The sequence below is a fragment of the Salinicola halimionae genome, assembly GCF_003206065.1.
In the GTDB taxonomy this organism is placed as follows: domain Bacteria; phylum Pseudomonadota; class Gammaproteobacteria; order Pseudomonadales; family Halomonadaceae; genus Salinicola; species Salinicola halimionae.
Genome location: NZ_PZJQ01000006.1, coordinates 1 through 13467 on the forward strand (window position 1 = coordinate 1; position 13467 = coordinate 13467).

General features: G+C 59.3%; 13 protein-coding genes. 6 read left to right on the plus strand and 7 right to left on the minus strand.

The annotated features are described in order from the left end of the window. Nucleotides 1–91 precede the first annotated feature (91 nt). Nucleotides 92–1168: a 23S rRNA (cytidine(2498)-2'-O)-methyltransferase RlmM gene (rlmM, locus tag DOM27_RS16885; RefSeq protein ID WP_110657953.1), complete on the plus strand. Its 1077-nt coding sequence runs from the start codon at nucleotides 92–94 to the stop codon at nucleotides 1166–1168. 35 nt (nucleotides 1169–1203) lie between these two features. Then, nucleotides 1204–1446 (plus strand): sulfurtransferase TusA, encoded by a 243-nt coding sequence (gene tusA, locus DOM27_RS16890; protein ID WP_110657955.1) that lies wholly within the window; start codon nucleotides 1204–1206, stop codon nucleotides 1444–1446. A 17-nt stretch (nucleotides 1447–1463) separates the two neighbouring features. Here the strand turns inward: tusA and DOM27_RS16895 are convergent, their stop codons facing one another. Both DOM27_RS16895 and DOM27_RS16900 read right to left on the minus strand, forming a co-directional pair. Beyond that, nucleotides 1464–2159 carry a hypothetical protein gene (locus DOM27_RS16895; RefSeq protein WP_110657925.1) on the minus strand — a complete coding sequence of 232 codons (696 nt, stop codon included), beginning with the start codon at nucleotides 2157–2159 and terminating at the stop codon, nucleotides 1464–1466. 90 nt (nucleotides 2160–2249) lie between these two features. Next, complete coding sequence (locus tag DOM27_RS16900; protein ID WP_110657927.1) at nucleotides 2250–3689, minus strand: MATE family efflux transporter; 1440 nt, start codon at nucleotides 3687–3689, stop codon at nucleotides 2250–2252. A 114-nt stretch (nucleotides 3690–3803) separates the two neighbouring features. Here DOM27_RS16900 and DOM27_RS16905 point away from each other — a divergent pair, with 114 nt between their 5' ends. Further along, a complete protein-coding gene (locus DOM27_RS16905) occupies nucleotides 3804–4397 on the plus strand; it encodes an elongation factor P hydroxylase (RefSeq protein ID WP_110657929.1) in 594 nt (197 codons plus the stop codon). On the opposite strand, the gene DOM27_RS16910 is transcribed toward DOM27_RS16905, so the two are convergent. Together DOM27_RS16910 and DOM27_RS16915 are read right to left on the minus strand one after the other, a co-directional pair. Continuing rightward, nucleotides 4354–4836: a hypothetical protein gene (locus DOM27_RS16910; RefSeq protein ID WP_110657931.1), complete on the minus strand. Its 483-nt coding sequence runs from the start codon at nucleotides 4834–4836 to the stop codon at nucleotides 4354–4356. The two genes, DOM27_RS16905 and DOM27_RS16910, sit on opposite strands and share 44 nt — an antisense overlap. Then, on the minus strand, nucleotides 4833–5708 hold the full coding sequence (locus DOM27_RS16915; protein ID WP_245392783.1) for a TatD family hydrolase: 876 nt from the start codon (nucleotides 5706–5708) through the stop codon (nucleotides 4833–4835). Before DOM27_RS16915 ends, DOM27_RS16910 begins: the two co-directional genes overlap by 4 nt. A 250-nt stretch (nucleotides 5709–5958) precedes the next feature. Here DOM27_RS16915 and DOM27_RS16920 point away from each other — a divergent pair, with 250 nt between their 5' ends. Continuing rightward, nucleotides 5959–7887 (plus strand): ATP-binding cassette domain-containing protein, encoded by a 1929-nt coding sequence (locus DOM27_RS16920; protein ID WP_110657933.1) that lies wholly within the window; start codon nucleotides 5959–5961, stop codon nucleotides 7885–7887. A 59-nt stretch (nucleotides 7888–7946) separates the two neighbouring features. Here DOM27_RS16920 and DOM27_RS16925 read toward each other — a convergent pair whose 3' ends face one another. After that, a complete protein-coding gene (locus DOM27_RS16925) occupies nucleotides 7947–8402 on the minus strand; it encodes a universal stress protein (protein ID WP_110657959.1) in 456 nt (151 codons plus the stop codon). Nucleotides 8403–8636: 234 nt separating this feature from the next. On the opposite strand from DOM27_RS16925, the gene DOM27_RS16930 reads away from it, so the two are divergent. Further along, nucleotides 8637–9158: a hypothetical protein gene (locus DOM27_RS16930; protein ID WP_110657935.1), complete on the plus strand. Its 522-nt coding sequence runs from the start codon at nucleotides 8637–8639 to the stop codon at nucleotides 9156–9158. Nucleotides 9159–9321: 163 nt separating this feature from the next. Here DOM27_RS16930 and slyA read toward each other — a convergent pair whose 3' ends face one another. Continuing rightward, on the minus strand, nucleotides 9322–9774 hold the full coding sequence (gene slyA, locus DOM27_RS16935) for a transcriptional regulator SlyA (protein ID WP_110657937.1): 453 nt from the start codon (nucleotides 9772–9774) through the stop codon (nucleotides 9322–9324). A gap of 77 nt (nucleotides 9775–9851) precedes the next feature. Beyond that, nucleotides 9852–10967 carry a DUF5924 family protein gene (locus DOM27_RS16940; RefSeq protein ID WP_110657961.1) on the minus strand — a complete coding sequence of 372 codons (1116 nt, stop codon included), beginning with the start codon at nucleotides 10965–10967 and terminating at the stop codon, nucleotides 9852–9854. Between the two features lie 329 nt (nucleotides 10968–11296). Here DOM27_RS16940 and fadB point away from each other — a divergent pair, with 329 nt between their 5' ends. Next, on the plus strand, nucleotides 11297–13462 hold the full coding sequence (gene fadB / locus DOM27_RS16945; RefSeq protein WP_110657939.1) for a fatty acid oxidation complex subunit alpha FadB: 2166 nt from the start codon (nucleotides 11297–11299) through the stop codon (nucleotides 13460–13462). Nucleotides 13463–13467 lie beyond the last annotated feature (5 nt).

A 13467-nucleotide genomic window follows, 5' to 3' on the forward strand; every position in this document is an offset into this window, starting at 1 on the left:
GGGGTTTTTTTATGGCTGCACCGACAAGAAAATATTGAGCAACGAGCAACCGAAGCTTTTGACTCAAAATGGTTATCCAGGCAGAGAGGCGATTGTGAACCGAGTGCCCAACGAGTGGCTATTGTATTGCCGAGCGGGTTTCGAACCCGATCTGGCTGCGGAAATTACCGCGCGAGCCAGTGAAACCGGCGAGCTTGGCCAAGTTGCCATGGCCGAAATAAATAGTGGATTCGTTCGCTGGCAAAGTGCCGAGTCCCAGCCGGCCAATGCCATTCACCGTGCACTACCTTTGATGTCACTGGTCTTCGCGCGGCAGTCGTTAGTGGCATTTGAGCCATTGGCGCTCTCGCGAGATGATCGCATTTCTCCGATCGTCGAGCAGGTCAATGAGAGTGGCTGGAATTTCGAGTCCATCTGCCACGAAACGCCCGATACCAATGACGGCAAGAGCCTGGGGCGTCTAGCCAAGTCCCTGAGTCGTCCCCTGGAAAGCGCGCTGAAGCGGGGCGGCGGTTTGCGCCGTAAGGCCGGTGGCCGTCGGCTACATCTGTTCTGGCTATCTGGAAACTCGGTCCAGATCGGCATGAGCTTCCCGGGGAACCGCAGTGAACACGTGGGTGGCGTTTTACGTCTTCGCCATCCCCATGATGCTCCCAGCCGCTCGACGCTGAAGCTCGAGGAGGCTTGGCATACCTTCGTGCCAAGAGATGCCTGGGAATCACGCTTGCATAACGGTATGCAGGCCGTGGATTTAGGTGCCGCGCCAGGCGGCTGGACTTACCAATTAGTGCGTCGAGGGATGTTTGTATACGCCATCGATAACGGGCCCATGGCGCCAGAATTGATGGCCACGGGTCAAGTCGAACATCTGCGGGAGGACGGTTTTGTATGGGAGCCGCCATATCGCCTGGACTGGCTGGTATGCGACATCGTCGACAAACCCATGCGTGTGATTGATATGGTCGAGCGGTGGTTGATCAAGCGCTGGTGCCGTGAAGCGATCTTCAATCTGAAGTTGCCGATGAAGAAGCGCTGGGAGGAGGTGAGGCGCTGCCTGACGCGACTCGAGGTGACGCTGAAAACGCAGGGTGTGACGGCTACCATTGTCTGTCGCCACCTGTATCATGACCGTGAAGAGGTTACCGTTCACGTTCGTCTGGATGGATAGATTGAACGCTGACGATGAGATGGTGCGAGACTACGATGACTGATACTGCCACCCCGCAGGGTGAAACGCTGGATACTCGTGGGCTCTATTGCCCGGAGCCAATCATGCTGATGCATAACAAGGTACGTGACATGACCGCAGGCGATATCCTGGATGTCATCGCAACCGATCCCGCCACCACCCGTGACATTCCCCAATTTTGCCGGTTCCTGGGGCACGAGTTGATCGAGCAGACTCAGGAAGGGGCAGAGTACCGCTACCGCATCCAGCTCGGATGAAATAGCGGTGACTCACTTCAGCTTGCAGTCGTGACCATCAGCGCCAGTGCCTCGAGCGTATCCGGATCTTCATTGCGAATTCGATTGGCGATATTGCGCTGGAAGAAGTAGAGCGTGCGGTGTCGGCTGCGCCCGGGATAGAGGCAGTCGTCTCCTGCCAGAATCGGAAGTGAGGTAACCTGGGAGTCGTCGACCAGCATCGCATCGACGTTTCCATTGCTATAGAGATGCCAGCCGAAAATCTGCTTGAGCTGCCAAGGCCTGCCATCTTCGTCCATGCATAGCGCATGCGTGCCCTGGGTTTCCGGCAGTTGCTGAGTCAGCGAAACCTCTTGAGTCTCTTCGTAATCGAAGTACGCGGCAGCATGTTCCAGTTCGGCAACCTTGTGCTCGGGGGCGTCGTGGAATATTTCGTGCGTTTCGGGATCTCGATAGCCTACGAAGTGGCCATATTCAGGATCATCGAGCTCATGGCAGGGTGCCAGCGACTCCATCCACGGCACTAGGCCGACGACCTCATTGTCCTCACGCAAGCCCCATGCCAGTAAAGGCATGCCATATAGCGTATCGGGATCCGAGGCGAGATAGTAAAGCATCTCCAGACCATCGAGTTCGGGCGATAGCCGGACCAACCGCTTCCTGGCTCTCAGCCGGTGCCTCATGGTTTCCAGATCAATGATCTGCGCAGATCGAGGGGAAAGTGGGACACCCATGGCTACCCTCCTGGTCGGCATTGTCTCGGCTTGAGGCCTGCTGCCAGTATTAGCATAGCTACGAAGGGCCTGTTAAGCCCTCAGGTGATTTCAATGCTGATAATTTGCGCTTTTTGCTTGGCCGCGCCGACTGACGCTCCAGAGCCGCCAGGCCAGAAGCATTGCCGCTGTGGTCAAGCCGGCGTTGAGCCCGATCCAGTAACCATAGATGCCAAGCGCGTCGAACAGGCCGTCCAAGCCGCGTCCAAGCAGATGGCCGCACCCCAGCCCAACGAGCCAGTAGGAAAAAAGCGTGATGCCCATGACGACACGGGTGTCCTTGTAACCACGCAGAGCGCCTGCGAGATTGACCTGAAGTGAATCCGAGATCTGAAACAGCATGGCCAACAGAATCAGCGACATCGCCAGGGTCTGAACCTCGGGATTGGCGGTGTAAAGCGACACGACAGGCTTCGCCAATAGCCAGATCAGCAGGCTATTGAGCAGGGCCAGCGCGAGACCGACGCCGGTACCGTTCCAGGCCACGAAACGTGCTTCGGCAAGATGACCTGCACCGAGACGGTTACTCACCCTGACGGTTAATGCCATGCTCAGGGACAACGGCAGCATGAACAGGATCGATGTCACATTGAGGGCGATCTGGTGAGCGGCCACCGTGATTTCGCCGAGATAGGCGACAAGTAGGGTAATGACCGTGAATAGCGTAACTTCGAAGAAGATGGCCAGGCCAATCGGCAGGCCGATATACACGAGTTCCGCAATATCCCTCCAGCGCGGCGGTGTCGGACTTTCCCACAGTACCACCGGCGCATAAGCGCGGCTGCGCGTGGTGTACCAGACCATGCCCAGGCACATTGCCCACATCGAGACGGCGGTCGCGATACCGCAACCGAGTGCGCCGAGTGCAGGCAGCTGCTGCAGGAAAAGCGGAATGTCGTTGCCCAACAGGCCAACCAGGCCGGGCCCGCCATAGATCAACAGGAAATTGCCGGGGATGTTGACCGCGAGACCCACCAGGCTCATCCATAGCGCGGGTCGCGTATGATGCATGCCGTCAGAGAATGCGCGGAGGGCTTGATAGAACGCGACGGCCGGAATGCCGAAAGCAGCGGCTCTGAGATAGTCGGTTGCGAGGCTTGCGACCTCAGCCGGAATGTCCATCAATTGAAAAATGGCACTGGCTCCCAGCGTCATGGCCAGTACGCTGAGGCACCCCAGTACCAACGCGACCCAAAGCGCCTGATGGACCTTACCGCGCACTCGCTCGAAGCTTCCGGCTCCTGCTTGCTGGGCAACGATGGGCGTGACGCCCATCAGCGTGCCCGTCATCAACAGCATCAGCGGTACCCATAGGCTGGCACCGACGGAAACTGCTGCTAGATCGGTGGCACTGGCTCGTCCCGACATGATGACGTCCGAAGCGCTCATGCCAGCCTGCGCCAATTGCGCGCCACAGATCGGCAGGCCCAAGCGCACCAAGCTCCGGGTCTCTGCGCGGCAGCGGTGAAGACGGTTGGCGGGCGACGACATGAAGCGCTCCTTGACCGAACGGACAGGGCGGCGATTCTAGCAGGAGTCGACGGCCGGTGCTCGGCGAGAGGCCCGAACTTACGTATACTCCCCGGCGCAATTCCGGAGACGTTCATGACTCACGACATCGAAGATCTGATGGTCCTGTTCGACGGCGTGTTCCTGGCCAGTTATCGCACGCGTCTGGTTCGAGGCGACGAAGAGCCCATCTACCTGCCTGCCGACGCACGACACGAGTTTCACCGCATCGTGTTTGCCCACGGTTTTTTCGCCAGTGCGCTGCATGAGATCAGCCACTGGTGTATCGCCGGCGCATCACGGCGGCAGCGGGAAGATTATGGCTACTGGTATGAGCCGGACGGACGAGACTCCGGGCGACAGACGGACTTCGAGCGCGTCGAAGTAGCACCGCAGGCACTGGAGTCGCTATTCAGCGAGGCATGCGACAAACCGTTTCAAGTCAGCGTCGACAATCTTGATGGCGTCGAAGTGGACCGCCGAGCGTTCAACGTGAAGGTGGAGGCGCGCGCGATACGCTACCGCAGCGAAGGCATCCCGTTGCGAGCGCAGGCGCTCATCGATACGCTCGAAGTGTTCTACATTGCGAGGGGCAGGCTAGAGGAAGCCATCGCCGCCGGGCGGCGACGGCTCGAGACGGGCGAGACTATTCGTCCGGTTGAACTAACCGCTGGTGTAGATAAAGCATGACCTGAACTTCGTGCTCCGGGCGCAAGGGTTCCAGACCCATTTCGCCGAAAAGCTCGCTGCGAGCGCGAGACCACTCGCCAGCGTCGAGCTCCGGATAGAGATTCGCCGCGGGTGCCAACTCAACGAACGGGTCGACACCGAAGTCATCGAACATCAACGACAACGCGGCTTCATCATCCTGAACGCCAGCGGTGTAGAGCGTCTCACTGAAATGGTCGTTTTCCAGTTCCCGCAAAACGTCCAGCGGGCTTATCCCGAGATGGCGCAGCTCGTCGAGGTCGTAGCCCCCAAGCGATAACAACTCGTCTTTCAACCATTCGTCGTCTGGCTGAATCAAGGTGTTCTTGATCTGGCCGTTGGGCAGCGCCCAGGCAATGGCGAGTGGCAATGAATTGTCGCCGCCTGTCTCGACTGCAATGAATCCTGGATAGTCCGTCATGTGCCAGCGTCCTCCTCAAGCCGAAAGAAGCGCTTGGCTGTGAGCGTGGTTTGATGTGCCAACTCGGCTTCGCTTTCGCCCCGCCAGTAAGCCAGTTCTCTCACTATCCAAGGTAGCAGAGCCGGCTCGTGGCGGCGCCCCTTGATTTTCGCCGGCAGATTGCGCGGGAGCAGATAAGGGCAATCGGTTTCCACCATCAAGCGCTTGGCGGGAATATCGGCAACCAGCTCGCGGAGATGGTGCCCACGACGCTCGTCGCTCAGCCAGCCGGTCTGGCCGATGTGAAGATCCAGGTCCAGATAGCCGTGTAGCGTCTCGCGATCACCGGTGAAGCAGTGCACGACGGCGTCGCTCAGACGACCGCGCCACTCACGCAGTATCTCCATCATCCTGCGTCCGGCGTCACGCTCATGCAGGAATACTGGTAAACCGGTCTCCGCGGCCAGGGCGAGCTGGGCTTCCAGCGCACGCTCCTGGTCCGCGCGAGGTGAAAAGTCGCGATGAAAATCGAGCCCGCATTCCCCCACGGCGACCACGACGTCCTGCCGATGCAGTCCGCGCATGGCATGTTCCAGATCCGGGTTCCAGTCGGATGCATGGTGAGGATGCAGACCGGCCGTCGCATGCAGACTCGCAAATCGCGTCGCCAGTTCGGCTGCCCGTGTCGCCCCTTCGAGATCGGCGCCGGTGATCACTAGGGATCGGACATTGGCATTCGTCGCCCGGGCCAGGGTGGCCTCGAGATCCTTAGCGAAGCTCTCGTGGGTCAGATTGGCACCGATATCCACCAATGGCGCCGGTGAGGAGATGCGTAGCGCTTCCGGCAAAGGAGAGTCGTCGTGGATAGATTCATGCTGGGGCGTGTCGCTCACGCGGCACTCCTTTCATTCGAGAGAGAAAAGTCGGCATGCATTGTAAAGCGCCTGAGCGTCGGGGCGAAGCGTCTACCAATCCATTTCGGTGAGAGCGGGCGAGCAGGGTACAATGTCGACCAGAAAATACGTTCAGCTCGACAACGGTTCGGCAAGATTCGGTGTCAGCCAGACACGTGTTCAGCACGGTACGGGTTCAGCCACCCAATACCGTCAGTTATTTCGAAGACTCACGAACGCGAGGTCCTACGTGGCTCTGCTACGCCTTGAACAACTGCAACTCGCCTACGGGCATCATACGCTTTTCGATGGCGCCGATCTGGTGATAGAGAAGGGCGAACGCCTGGCGCTGGTCGGGCGCAACGGCACTGGCAAGTCGACTTTGATGAAGCTGATCGCGGGCGAAAATCAGGCCGACGATGGCCATATCTGGCGCGCCCCTGGGCTCAAGATTGGCGTCCTCGAGCAGACTCTGCCGGATGCGGATGAAGCGACGATCTTCGAAATCGTCGCTCAGGGACTTCCCGAGACCGGGGCGTTGCTGGCCGAGTACCATCGTCTCATCGCATCGGCCGATCCGGACATGCGACGACTGGAAACGCTGCAGACACGTCTGGAAGCGCAGGATGGGTGGTCCTTCCATCAGCGTATCGATACCGTGCTGACTCGCCTGGGTCTGCCCGCCGACGCCATGATGAGCGGCTTGTCAGGTGGCTGGCGTCGACGAGTGGCATTGGCGAGAGCCATGGTTGCGGGTCCTGACTTGCTGCTGCTCGACGAGCCGACCAACCATCTCGATATCGACACCATTACTTGGCTCGAAGATCAATTGCTGGCATTCGATGGTGCCGTGCTGTTCATTACTCACGATCGTGCCTTTTTGTCCAAGCTAGCGACGGCGATCCTCGAGCTCGACCGCGGGCGACTGGGTCGTTATCCCGGCGATTATGCGACCTACCAGGCGCAGAAAGCCCACGAGCTCGAGGTCGAAGCGCGCGAGCGGGCCGAGTTCGACAAGAAACTGGCCCAGGAGGAGACCTGGATCCGGCAGGGTATCAAGGCGCGCCGGACCCGCAATGAGGGGCGTGTGCGAGCGCTGGAGAAGATGCGTAACGAGCGCTCGCAACGGCGCGAACGCCAGGGCAAGGCCTCATTTCAGGTGGATGGTGGCGAGCGTAGCGGTAAGCGTGTCGTTGAGTTGAAAGGCGTCACGCAGTACTACGCGGATGCCTGCATCATTCGTGATCTGTCGTTGGAGATTCAGCGCGGCGACCGTATCGGCCTGATCGGACGTAATGGTGCTGGCAAGACCACGCTTCTCAAGATTCTGCTGGGCGAACTCGCGCCCAGTGAAGGGAGCGTGCAGATGGGAACCAATCTTTCGGTTGCCTATTTCGACCAGTTGCGTGCCGGACTCGAGCTGAACAAGAGCGTCTACGACAACGTTGCCCAGGGTAGTGACAAGGTCACTGTCGCGGGCAAGGATAAGCATGTCATCAGTTATCTGCAGGATTTTCTGTTCACGCCCGAACGCGCCCGTCAGCCGGTCAAGGCCTTGTCGGGTGGCGAATCCAATCGCTTGCTGCTGGCCAAGCTCTTCACGCAACCCGCCAATGTGCTGGTGCTCGATGAGCCGACCAATGATCTTGACGTGGAGACGCTGGAGCTGCTGGAAGAGCTGCTGATCGATTTCGAGGGCACTTTACTGCTGGTCTCGCATGATCGGGCCTTCATGGACAACGTGGTCACCGATGTACTGGCATTCGAAGGCGACGGCGTCGTCCGTAGCTACGTCGGCGGATATACCGATTGGGTGAGACAGGGCGGGCGCCTCCCCCCTGCGCCGTGGGAATTGGCCGAGGCGCGCAAGGCGCAGGAAAAGCTGGCCGAACGGCAAGTGGCCTCGACCCAGTCAGCGGCGAAGAGCGATGGCGACAAGCGTCGTCAGAAGCTCTCCTACAAGCTGCAGCGCGAACTGGATACGTTACCGGCAACGATCGAATCGCTTGAAAGCCAGATCGCAACCCACGAAAGCCAGATGGGCGCGCCGGATTTCTATCAACAGGATAGCGAAATCGTCTCCGCCGCCATCGAGGCATTGTCGGAAACCCAGGCCAAGCTGGATCGGGCGATGGAGCGCTGGATGGAGCTGGAGGCAATGGCAGAAGGTGAGGGCTAGCGGCCGAGAGGTCGTCGCTAGCTCCCTGTCCTCTAGGGGCAGGAAGCTAGCGTGACGCGTTACTCCTCGGTCTCTCCGTCCTTGCCGACGCGAACTGCCAGTACGTCGCACTCCGCGCCATGCAGAACGCCGGTCGAGGTCGAACCCAGCAGCAGCGCAAAACCGTGTCGGCCATGGGAGCCCACGACAATCAGGTCGACATTCCGGTCTTTGGCAAAGCGCTGAATTTCGGTGTCCGGCATCCCCACCACGATATGCTGGTCTTCGCGGGGAATATCGTAAGGGTCGGAAATGTCGGCCAGTCGCTGCGTCGCGTGTTCGTCGAGCTGGTCCTGAATGCTCGTCAGATCCATCGGGATATCGCCGCCGTAAGCGAACCCGAGAGGCTCCAGTGTATGGATGATCGAGAGCTTGGCCTGATTCCGGCGTGCGATGGGAATCGCCCGCTCCAGCACCTTGTGCGAATCCTTGGTCAGATCCACGGCAACCAGCACGTGATGGTATTCGTTGCTCATCGGGTAACCCCCCGTTCGGCGAATGAACATGGATAACTGTAAGCGCGCCTCATGGACGGCACAACGCTATTTTCGTCAATGGCCTGTGGTCAGGCGCGCCACGATCATCAACCATGCATCTTCACGACGCAACGCAATGTAACCGTTAATGAGCGAGATGGCGGATCATACCTTGGTCGTAATGCAGGGCTCTTAGACGGCAAGTCCGTCGGTTGCAACAGGAGTAAATACACTATGGCGTTGCTGGGTTTTCTATTGGTAGCCGTCCTGCTGGTGCTGTCGCCAATGGTTTGGTTACGACCCGGTCGGGGCGAAACTATCCGCGGGCAGTTGCGGCGCCACGTCAAAGCCAATGGTGGCGAGCTGAACTTCACCAAGGCGCCCATGGCGATGCCGAACGTCGCGCTGACCGGATATCGGCTGCGCTACCCCGGCACGGAATCGGGCAGCGATTTCACCCTCGTTCGCAATGATGTGGGCAGTGATGCGCTGGAAGCGGCGACGGATCAGTGGCGTTGGCGCCAGGCCCCGTTGCCGTCGTTGGATGCCGGACGGCTTGAAGCGCTCGAACAGTGGTTGGATCGTCTACCGGCAGATGCCTTGATCGTTGAGTCCGGCAAGCACACGATTTGCATCTGGTGGCAGGAGGCGATGAGTCTCGAGAGGTTCCAGCAGGATTGGGCAAGCTGGCTGGCGATGCGCGACATACTGGCGGGTAGTGGCAGGCGTGCCGAGGTGCCCGTCAGGCCGCTTTGAACGCCATGTCCTTGAACAAGTCGTCAGGGCAGGCCTCCGGGACGGGCGTTTGAGGGGGCAAATCGTGGTGGTGGGATGACATTCACGCCAAGAGGCGAAGTCATTTCAAAAATTCCGCACCACCATCCCTGGAGGTGCGAATAGGTGTCGACTGAAGCCTGTATCAGCTGGCCCTGGCTTGCTCGCTCTGGCGTTGAAGATCCATGCCATTTCGCTCGATACGATCCAGCATGCTTTCGAAAGTATCGATCTCCTGCTGCGTGAACCCGCCAAGCATTTCGTCGCGAACCTCATTGACGATCTCTTCGATCTTCTCGAGCAAGGGTGTCGCATCGTTGGTGAGATGCAGTCGCTTGGTGCGTCTGTCCTCGGCGCAGGGACGGCGCTCGATCAGATTTTGCTCGGCAAGCTGGTCCAGTGTGCGTACCAGAGAGGGCGCTTCCACACCGATGGCTCGTGCCAGATCGCACTGTGCCTGGCCCCCGCCCATGTTGCGCAGGTTCCATAGCGTCACCCAGCGCGTCTGGGTCAAGCCCAGTGGCGCCAAGCGTTCATCGATGACAGCGCGCCAGAGTCGCGGCAGGCGTGCCAGTTTAAAGCCGATATGCTGTGCCATAGCGGATTACCTGAATCGTGAACGTCCTAACATTCTCCAAAGCGGCGCAGGATAATGCAAGCCGCAATGATTGGCGATTAGTCGTCCTTCTCTTCATCGTGTCCTAATAGATGGCGGATGTTCCACCCGGGAATGCCCGGTGGACGCTGGATATTGCCCCCAGCCAACGTTGCGTTAGCGTCGTCTGATACGGTAAAGCGTACGCTTCCGATGCGCTGACCGGTTTGCGTCACCACATCCACTTGCCAGCGTCCTTCCACGGTGCCGGAAAAATTCTGCTTATGAGTCCAGGCACGATAGCCTTCATCGCGGCCGCCTCGGATGATCAGCGCGATGCGTTCCACGACCTCGTTATCATGGCGCCACACGTGATAGATCTTTTCGCGCAATCCTCGCGGGGCGCGGATGGAAGTGTAGACGTAGAGACCACGTGACTTAAGTGCCTGTGGCGTCAGCGTCATACTGCCAGTGGGCTCGCGTGCAGCGGTATCGAAGCCGGGAGAGAGGGCGCTGCCGGATAACCACAGCGTCGCCGGTGGTATCCAGGTTCGCCCCGTCCAAGCGATGCCACCTAGGACGACCAACAGCCCTACCATCGCGAGCCAACGGGTGATGCCACTCGGTTTGAGAAGCCCCAGCACGCTGGGCAAGCTGAAGAACATCATCGCCAGAATCGACAGCATCAGGCTCTGTCCCGTGGTCAGACTCAACATGATGGGGAGCGTGACCAGCATCACCACGAAGACGCATAGCGCGTGAAGCAGGAAATAGAGCCAACGATGTCGGTTGGATAGCCCGAAATACAGCGGATCCAGAATGGCAAGGATCGAGCACACGATCAGCAAGCCGGTAAAGATGGCTTGGCCACTGGTCCAGATTGTCGTGGCGAGAAAGAAGGGCAGGCAGAAGAACAATGTCTCCTGATGCACCATCTGTGCGATGAAGGTTGCCGCCGCGCGAGGCAGAGCGGCGTTGCGGCCCCGCCGCGACAACCATTTACTGGCAATGCTTTCGACGATCAGGAGAACCCAGGTCAGCACCAACCCCAAGGCGAGTAGTCCACCTAGCCATTGTTGGCGATTGACCAGGAAAAATCCCAGTAAACCGAGTACAAAGGCGATGGGAGGCCAGACCCAGTGATAGCGTCGTAAACGAGCGACGAGCGGTTCCAGCCGAGCTAGGGTCGAGCGCATCACAGGTTCTTTCTCGGCCACGGGCCAGGCTCCTTCGACGGTAAACAGGGCCGCTAACCAGTCGGCTATCCGGGCGCTGGGATGCCGGCAGGCTGGCGGGTGCAACATTCTAGCCGGTGAAGCGTCGTTTTGCGCGGAGGGCGTGTAGCGCGCCCATAATGGCTGGGCGTCTATGCTGAGTTGGAGGTTGAAGTCGTCGGAACGAGACTTTGGTTGAACTTGACGAGACCATCGGAGCCACGCAAGCTTCCCGTATTCAAACACTCGTATGATTCGTCTCGCCGGAGCCTCCGCGGGGCGTTTTTGTAGCCATGGCACGGAGACCCCCTATGCTCTATCAAGGCGATGCCATTCGGGTCGAGCGTCAAGACGGCGATATCGCGCTACTGACGCTGGATCTCAAGGATGAGGCGATCAACAAGCTTTCCTCTTCTGTCATCGGTGAGTTGTCGAAAGCTGTCGAGGTGCTGGAAAGTGAAATCGGCCTCAAGGGTTTACTGATCGGCAGCGCCAAGGACACGTTTATCGTCGGCGCCGATATCACCGAATTCCATGCCATGTTCGCCAAGGACGAAGCATTCCTGGTCGATATGAACATGCGGATACATGCGCTTTTTAACCGTATCGAGGATCTGCCTTTTCCCACCGTCACCGCACTCAATGGCCTGGCCCTTGGTGGCGGCTGCGAACTCAGCCTGACCACAGATTTTCGGGTCATGGCGGATGGCGCCCAGATCGGGCTGCCGGAGACCAAGCTAGGGATCGTGCCGGGGTGGGGCGGCTGTGTCAGGTTGCCGCGATTGATTGGCGCGGACAATGCCATCGAATGGATTGCCGGCGGTTCTCAGAATGATGCCGAGGCCGCGTTCAAGGTTGGTGCCGTCGATGCCGTGGTACCTCAGGCACAGCTGATGGACGCTGCGCGGGACCTGATTGCCAAGGCAAATGCCGGTGATTTCGACTACCTTGCGCGCCGGGCCGAGAAGGGCTCGCCGCTCAAGCTCAACGCCGTCGAGCAGATGATGGCGTTCGAAACGGCCAAGGGTTATGTGGCCGGCAAGGCTGGGCCGCATTATCCGGCGCCCATCGAAGCCATCCGCGTCATTCAGAAAGGGGCGGGCGAAGGGCGAGAGCGGGCGCAGGCGATCGAGGCACAAGCTTTCGCCAAGTTGGCCAAGACCAATGTCTGTTACAACCTGGTTGGTCTGTTCATCAATGATCAGGCGGTCAAGAAAAAGGCCAAGCAGTTCGAAAAGGATGCCAAGGCCGTCGAGCAGACTGCCGTGTTGGGGGCGGGAATCATGGGCGGCGGCATCGCTTACCAGAGTGCCTACAAGGGCACGCCGATTCTGATGAAGGACATCAAGTCGGAGGCGATCGAATTGGGCCTGAAGGAAGCCCGCAAATTGCTGACCAAGCAGCTCGAGCGTGGAAAGCTCAGCCAGGCGCGGCTGGCGGAAGTGCTCAGCAATATTCGTCCGACACTCTCCTATGGCGATTTCGGCCAGGTCGACCTGGTGGTCGAAGCGGTGGTGGAGAATCCCAAAATCAAGGGCGCCGTGCTCAGCGAAGTCGAAGCCAATGTCGCAGACGACACCATCCTGGCATCCAACACTTCTACCATCTCTATCGATCGACTGGCGGCCAATCTCCAGCGGCCCGAGAACTTCTGCGGGATGCACTTTTTCAACCCGGTGCACCGCATGCCGCTGGTCGAGGTCATTCGTGGAACCCGAACTTCGGATGCCGCCGTGGCCGCGACCGTTGCCTATGCCCGTCAGATGGGCAAGACACCGATCGTGGTCAATGACTGTCCGGGCTTTCTGGTCAATCGTGTGCTGTTTCCCTATTTCGGCGGTTTCAGTGGATTGGTCGAACATGGCGTCGATTTCGAGCGAGCCGACAAGCTGATGGAGCGCTTCGGCTGGCCGATGGGCCCAGCGTATTTGCTCGACGTGGTGGGTATCGACACGGCCGTACACGCCAGTGAGGTGATGGCAGAAGGCTTCCCCGAGCGGATGTCCCACGAAGGCAAGTCGGCGATTCAAGTGATGCTGGACAACCAGCGGCTAGGTCAGAAAAACGGTAAGGGCTTCTACGTCTACGAAGAGGACAAGAAGGGCAAGCCGAAGAAGGTCCATGACGAAGAGGCCCATCGTCTGGCGGCCGAGGTCGTCCGTGAGACGCGTGATCTGTCCGATGACGAGATCGTCGCGCGTATGATGGTGCCGCTCTGCATGGAGACGGTCCGGTGTCTCGAGGACGGCATCGTGGGTTCGCCAGCCGAAGCGGACATGGCCCTGATCTACGGGATCGGTTTCCCACCGTTCCGTGGTGGCGCGCTGCGCTACATCGATGCAATGGGGGTGGCCGAGTTCGTGGCCTTGGCTGAAAGACTGTCGAGCGAACTCGGGGCGCTGTACGCACCGACCTCTCGCCTCAAGGATATGGCGAACAATGGCGAGCGTTTCTATCCCGATTCCAGCGAGAGCTGAATCCA

Bases quoted from the DNA above. Each gene is read 5' to 3' on its own strand.
- tusA (WP_110657955.1), top strand. From the start codon at position 1,204: ATGACTGATACTGCCACCCCGCAGGGTGAAACGCTGGATACTCGTGGG.
- DOM27_RS16895 (WP_110657925.1), bottom strand. From the start codon at position 2,159: ATGGGTGTCCCACTTTCCCCTCGATCTGCGCAGATCATTGATCTGGAA.
- DOM27_RS16900 (WP_110657927.1), bottom strand. From the start codon at position 3,689: ATGTCGTCGCCCGCCAACCGTCTTCACCGCTGCCGCGCAGAGACCCGG.
- DOM27_RS16905 (WP_110657929.1), top strand. From the start codon at position 3,804: ATGACTCACGACATCGAAGATCTGATGGTCCTGTTCGACGGCGTGTTC.
- DOM27_RS16910 (WP_110657931.1), bottom strand. From the start codon at position 4,836: ATGACGGACTATCCAGGATTCATTGCAGTCGAGACAGGCGGCGACAAT.
- DOM27_RS16925 (WP_110657959.1), bottom strand. From the start codon at position 8,402: ATGAGCAACGAATACCATCACGTGCTGGTTGCCGTGGATCTGACCAAG.
- DOM27_RS16930 (WP_110657935.1), top strand. From the start codon at position 8,637: ATGGCGTTGCTGGGTTTTCTATTGGTAGCCGTCCTGCTGGTGCTGTCG.
- slyA (WP_110657937.1), bottom strand. From the start codon at position 9,774: ATGGCACAGCATATCGGCTTTAAACTGGCACGCCTGCCGCGACTCTGG.
- DOM27_RS16940 (WP_110657961.1), bottom strand. From the start codon at position 10,967: ATGCGCTCGACCCTAGCTCGGCTGGAACCGCTCGTCGCTCGTTTACGA.
- fadB (WP_110657939.1), top strand. From the start codon at position 11,297: ATGCTCTATCAAGGCGATGCCATTCGGGTCGAGCGTCAAGACGGCGAT.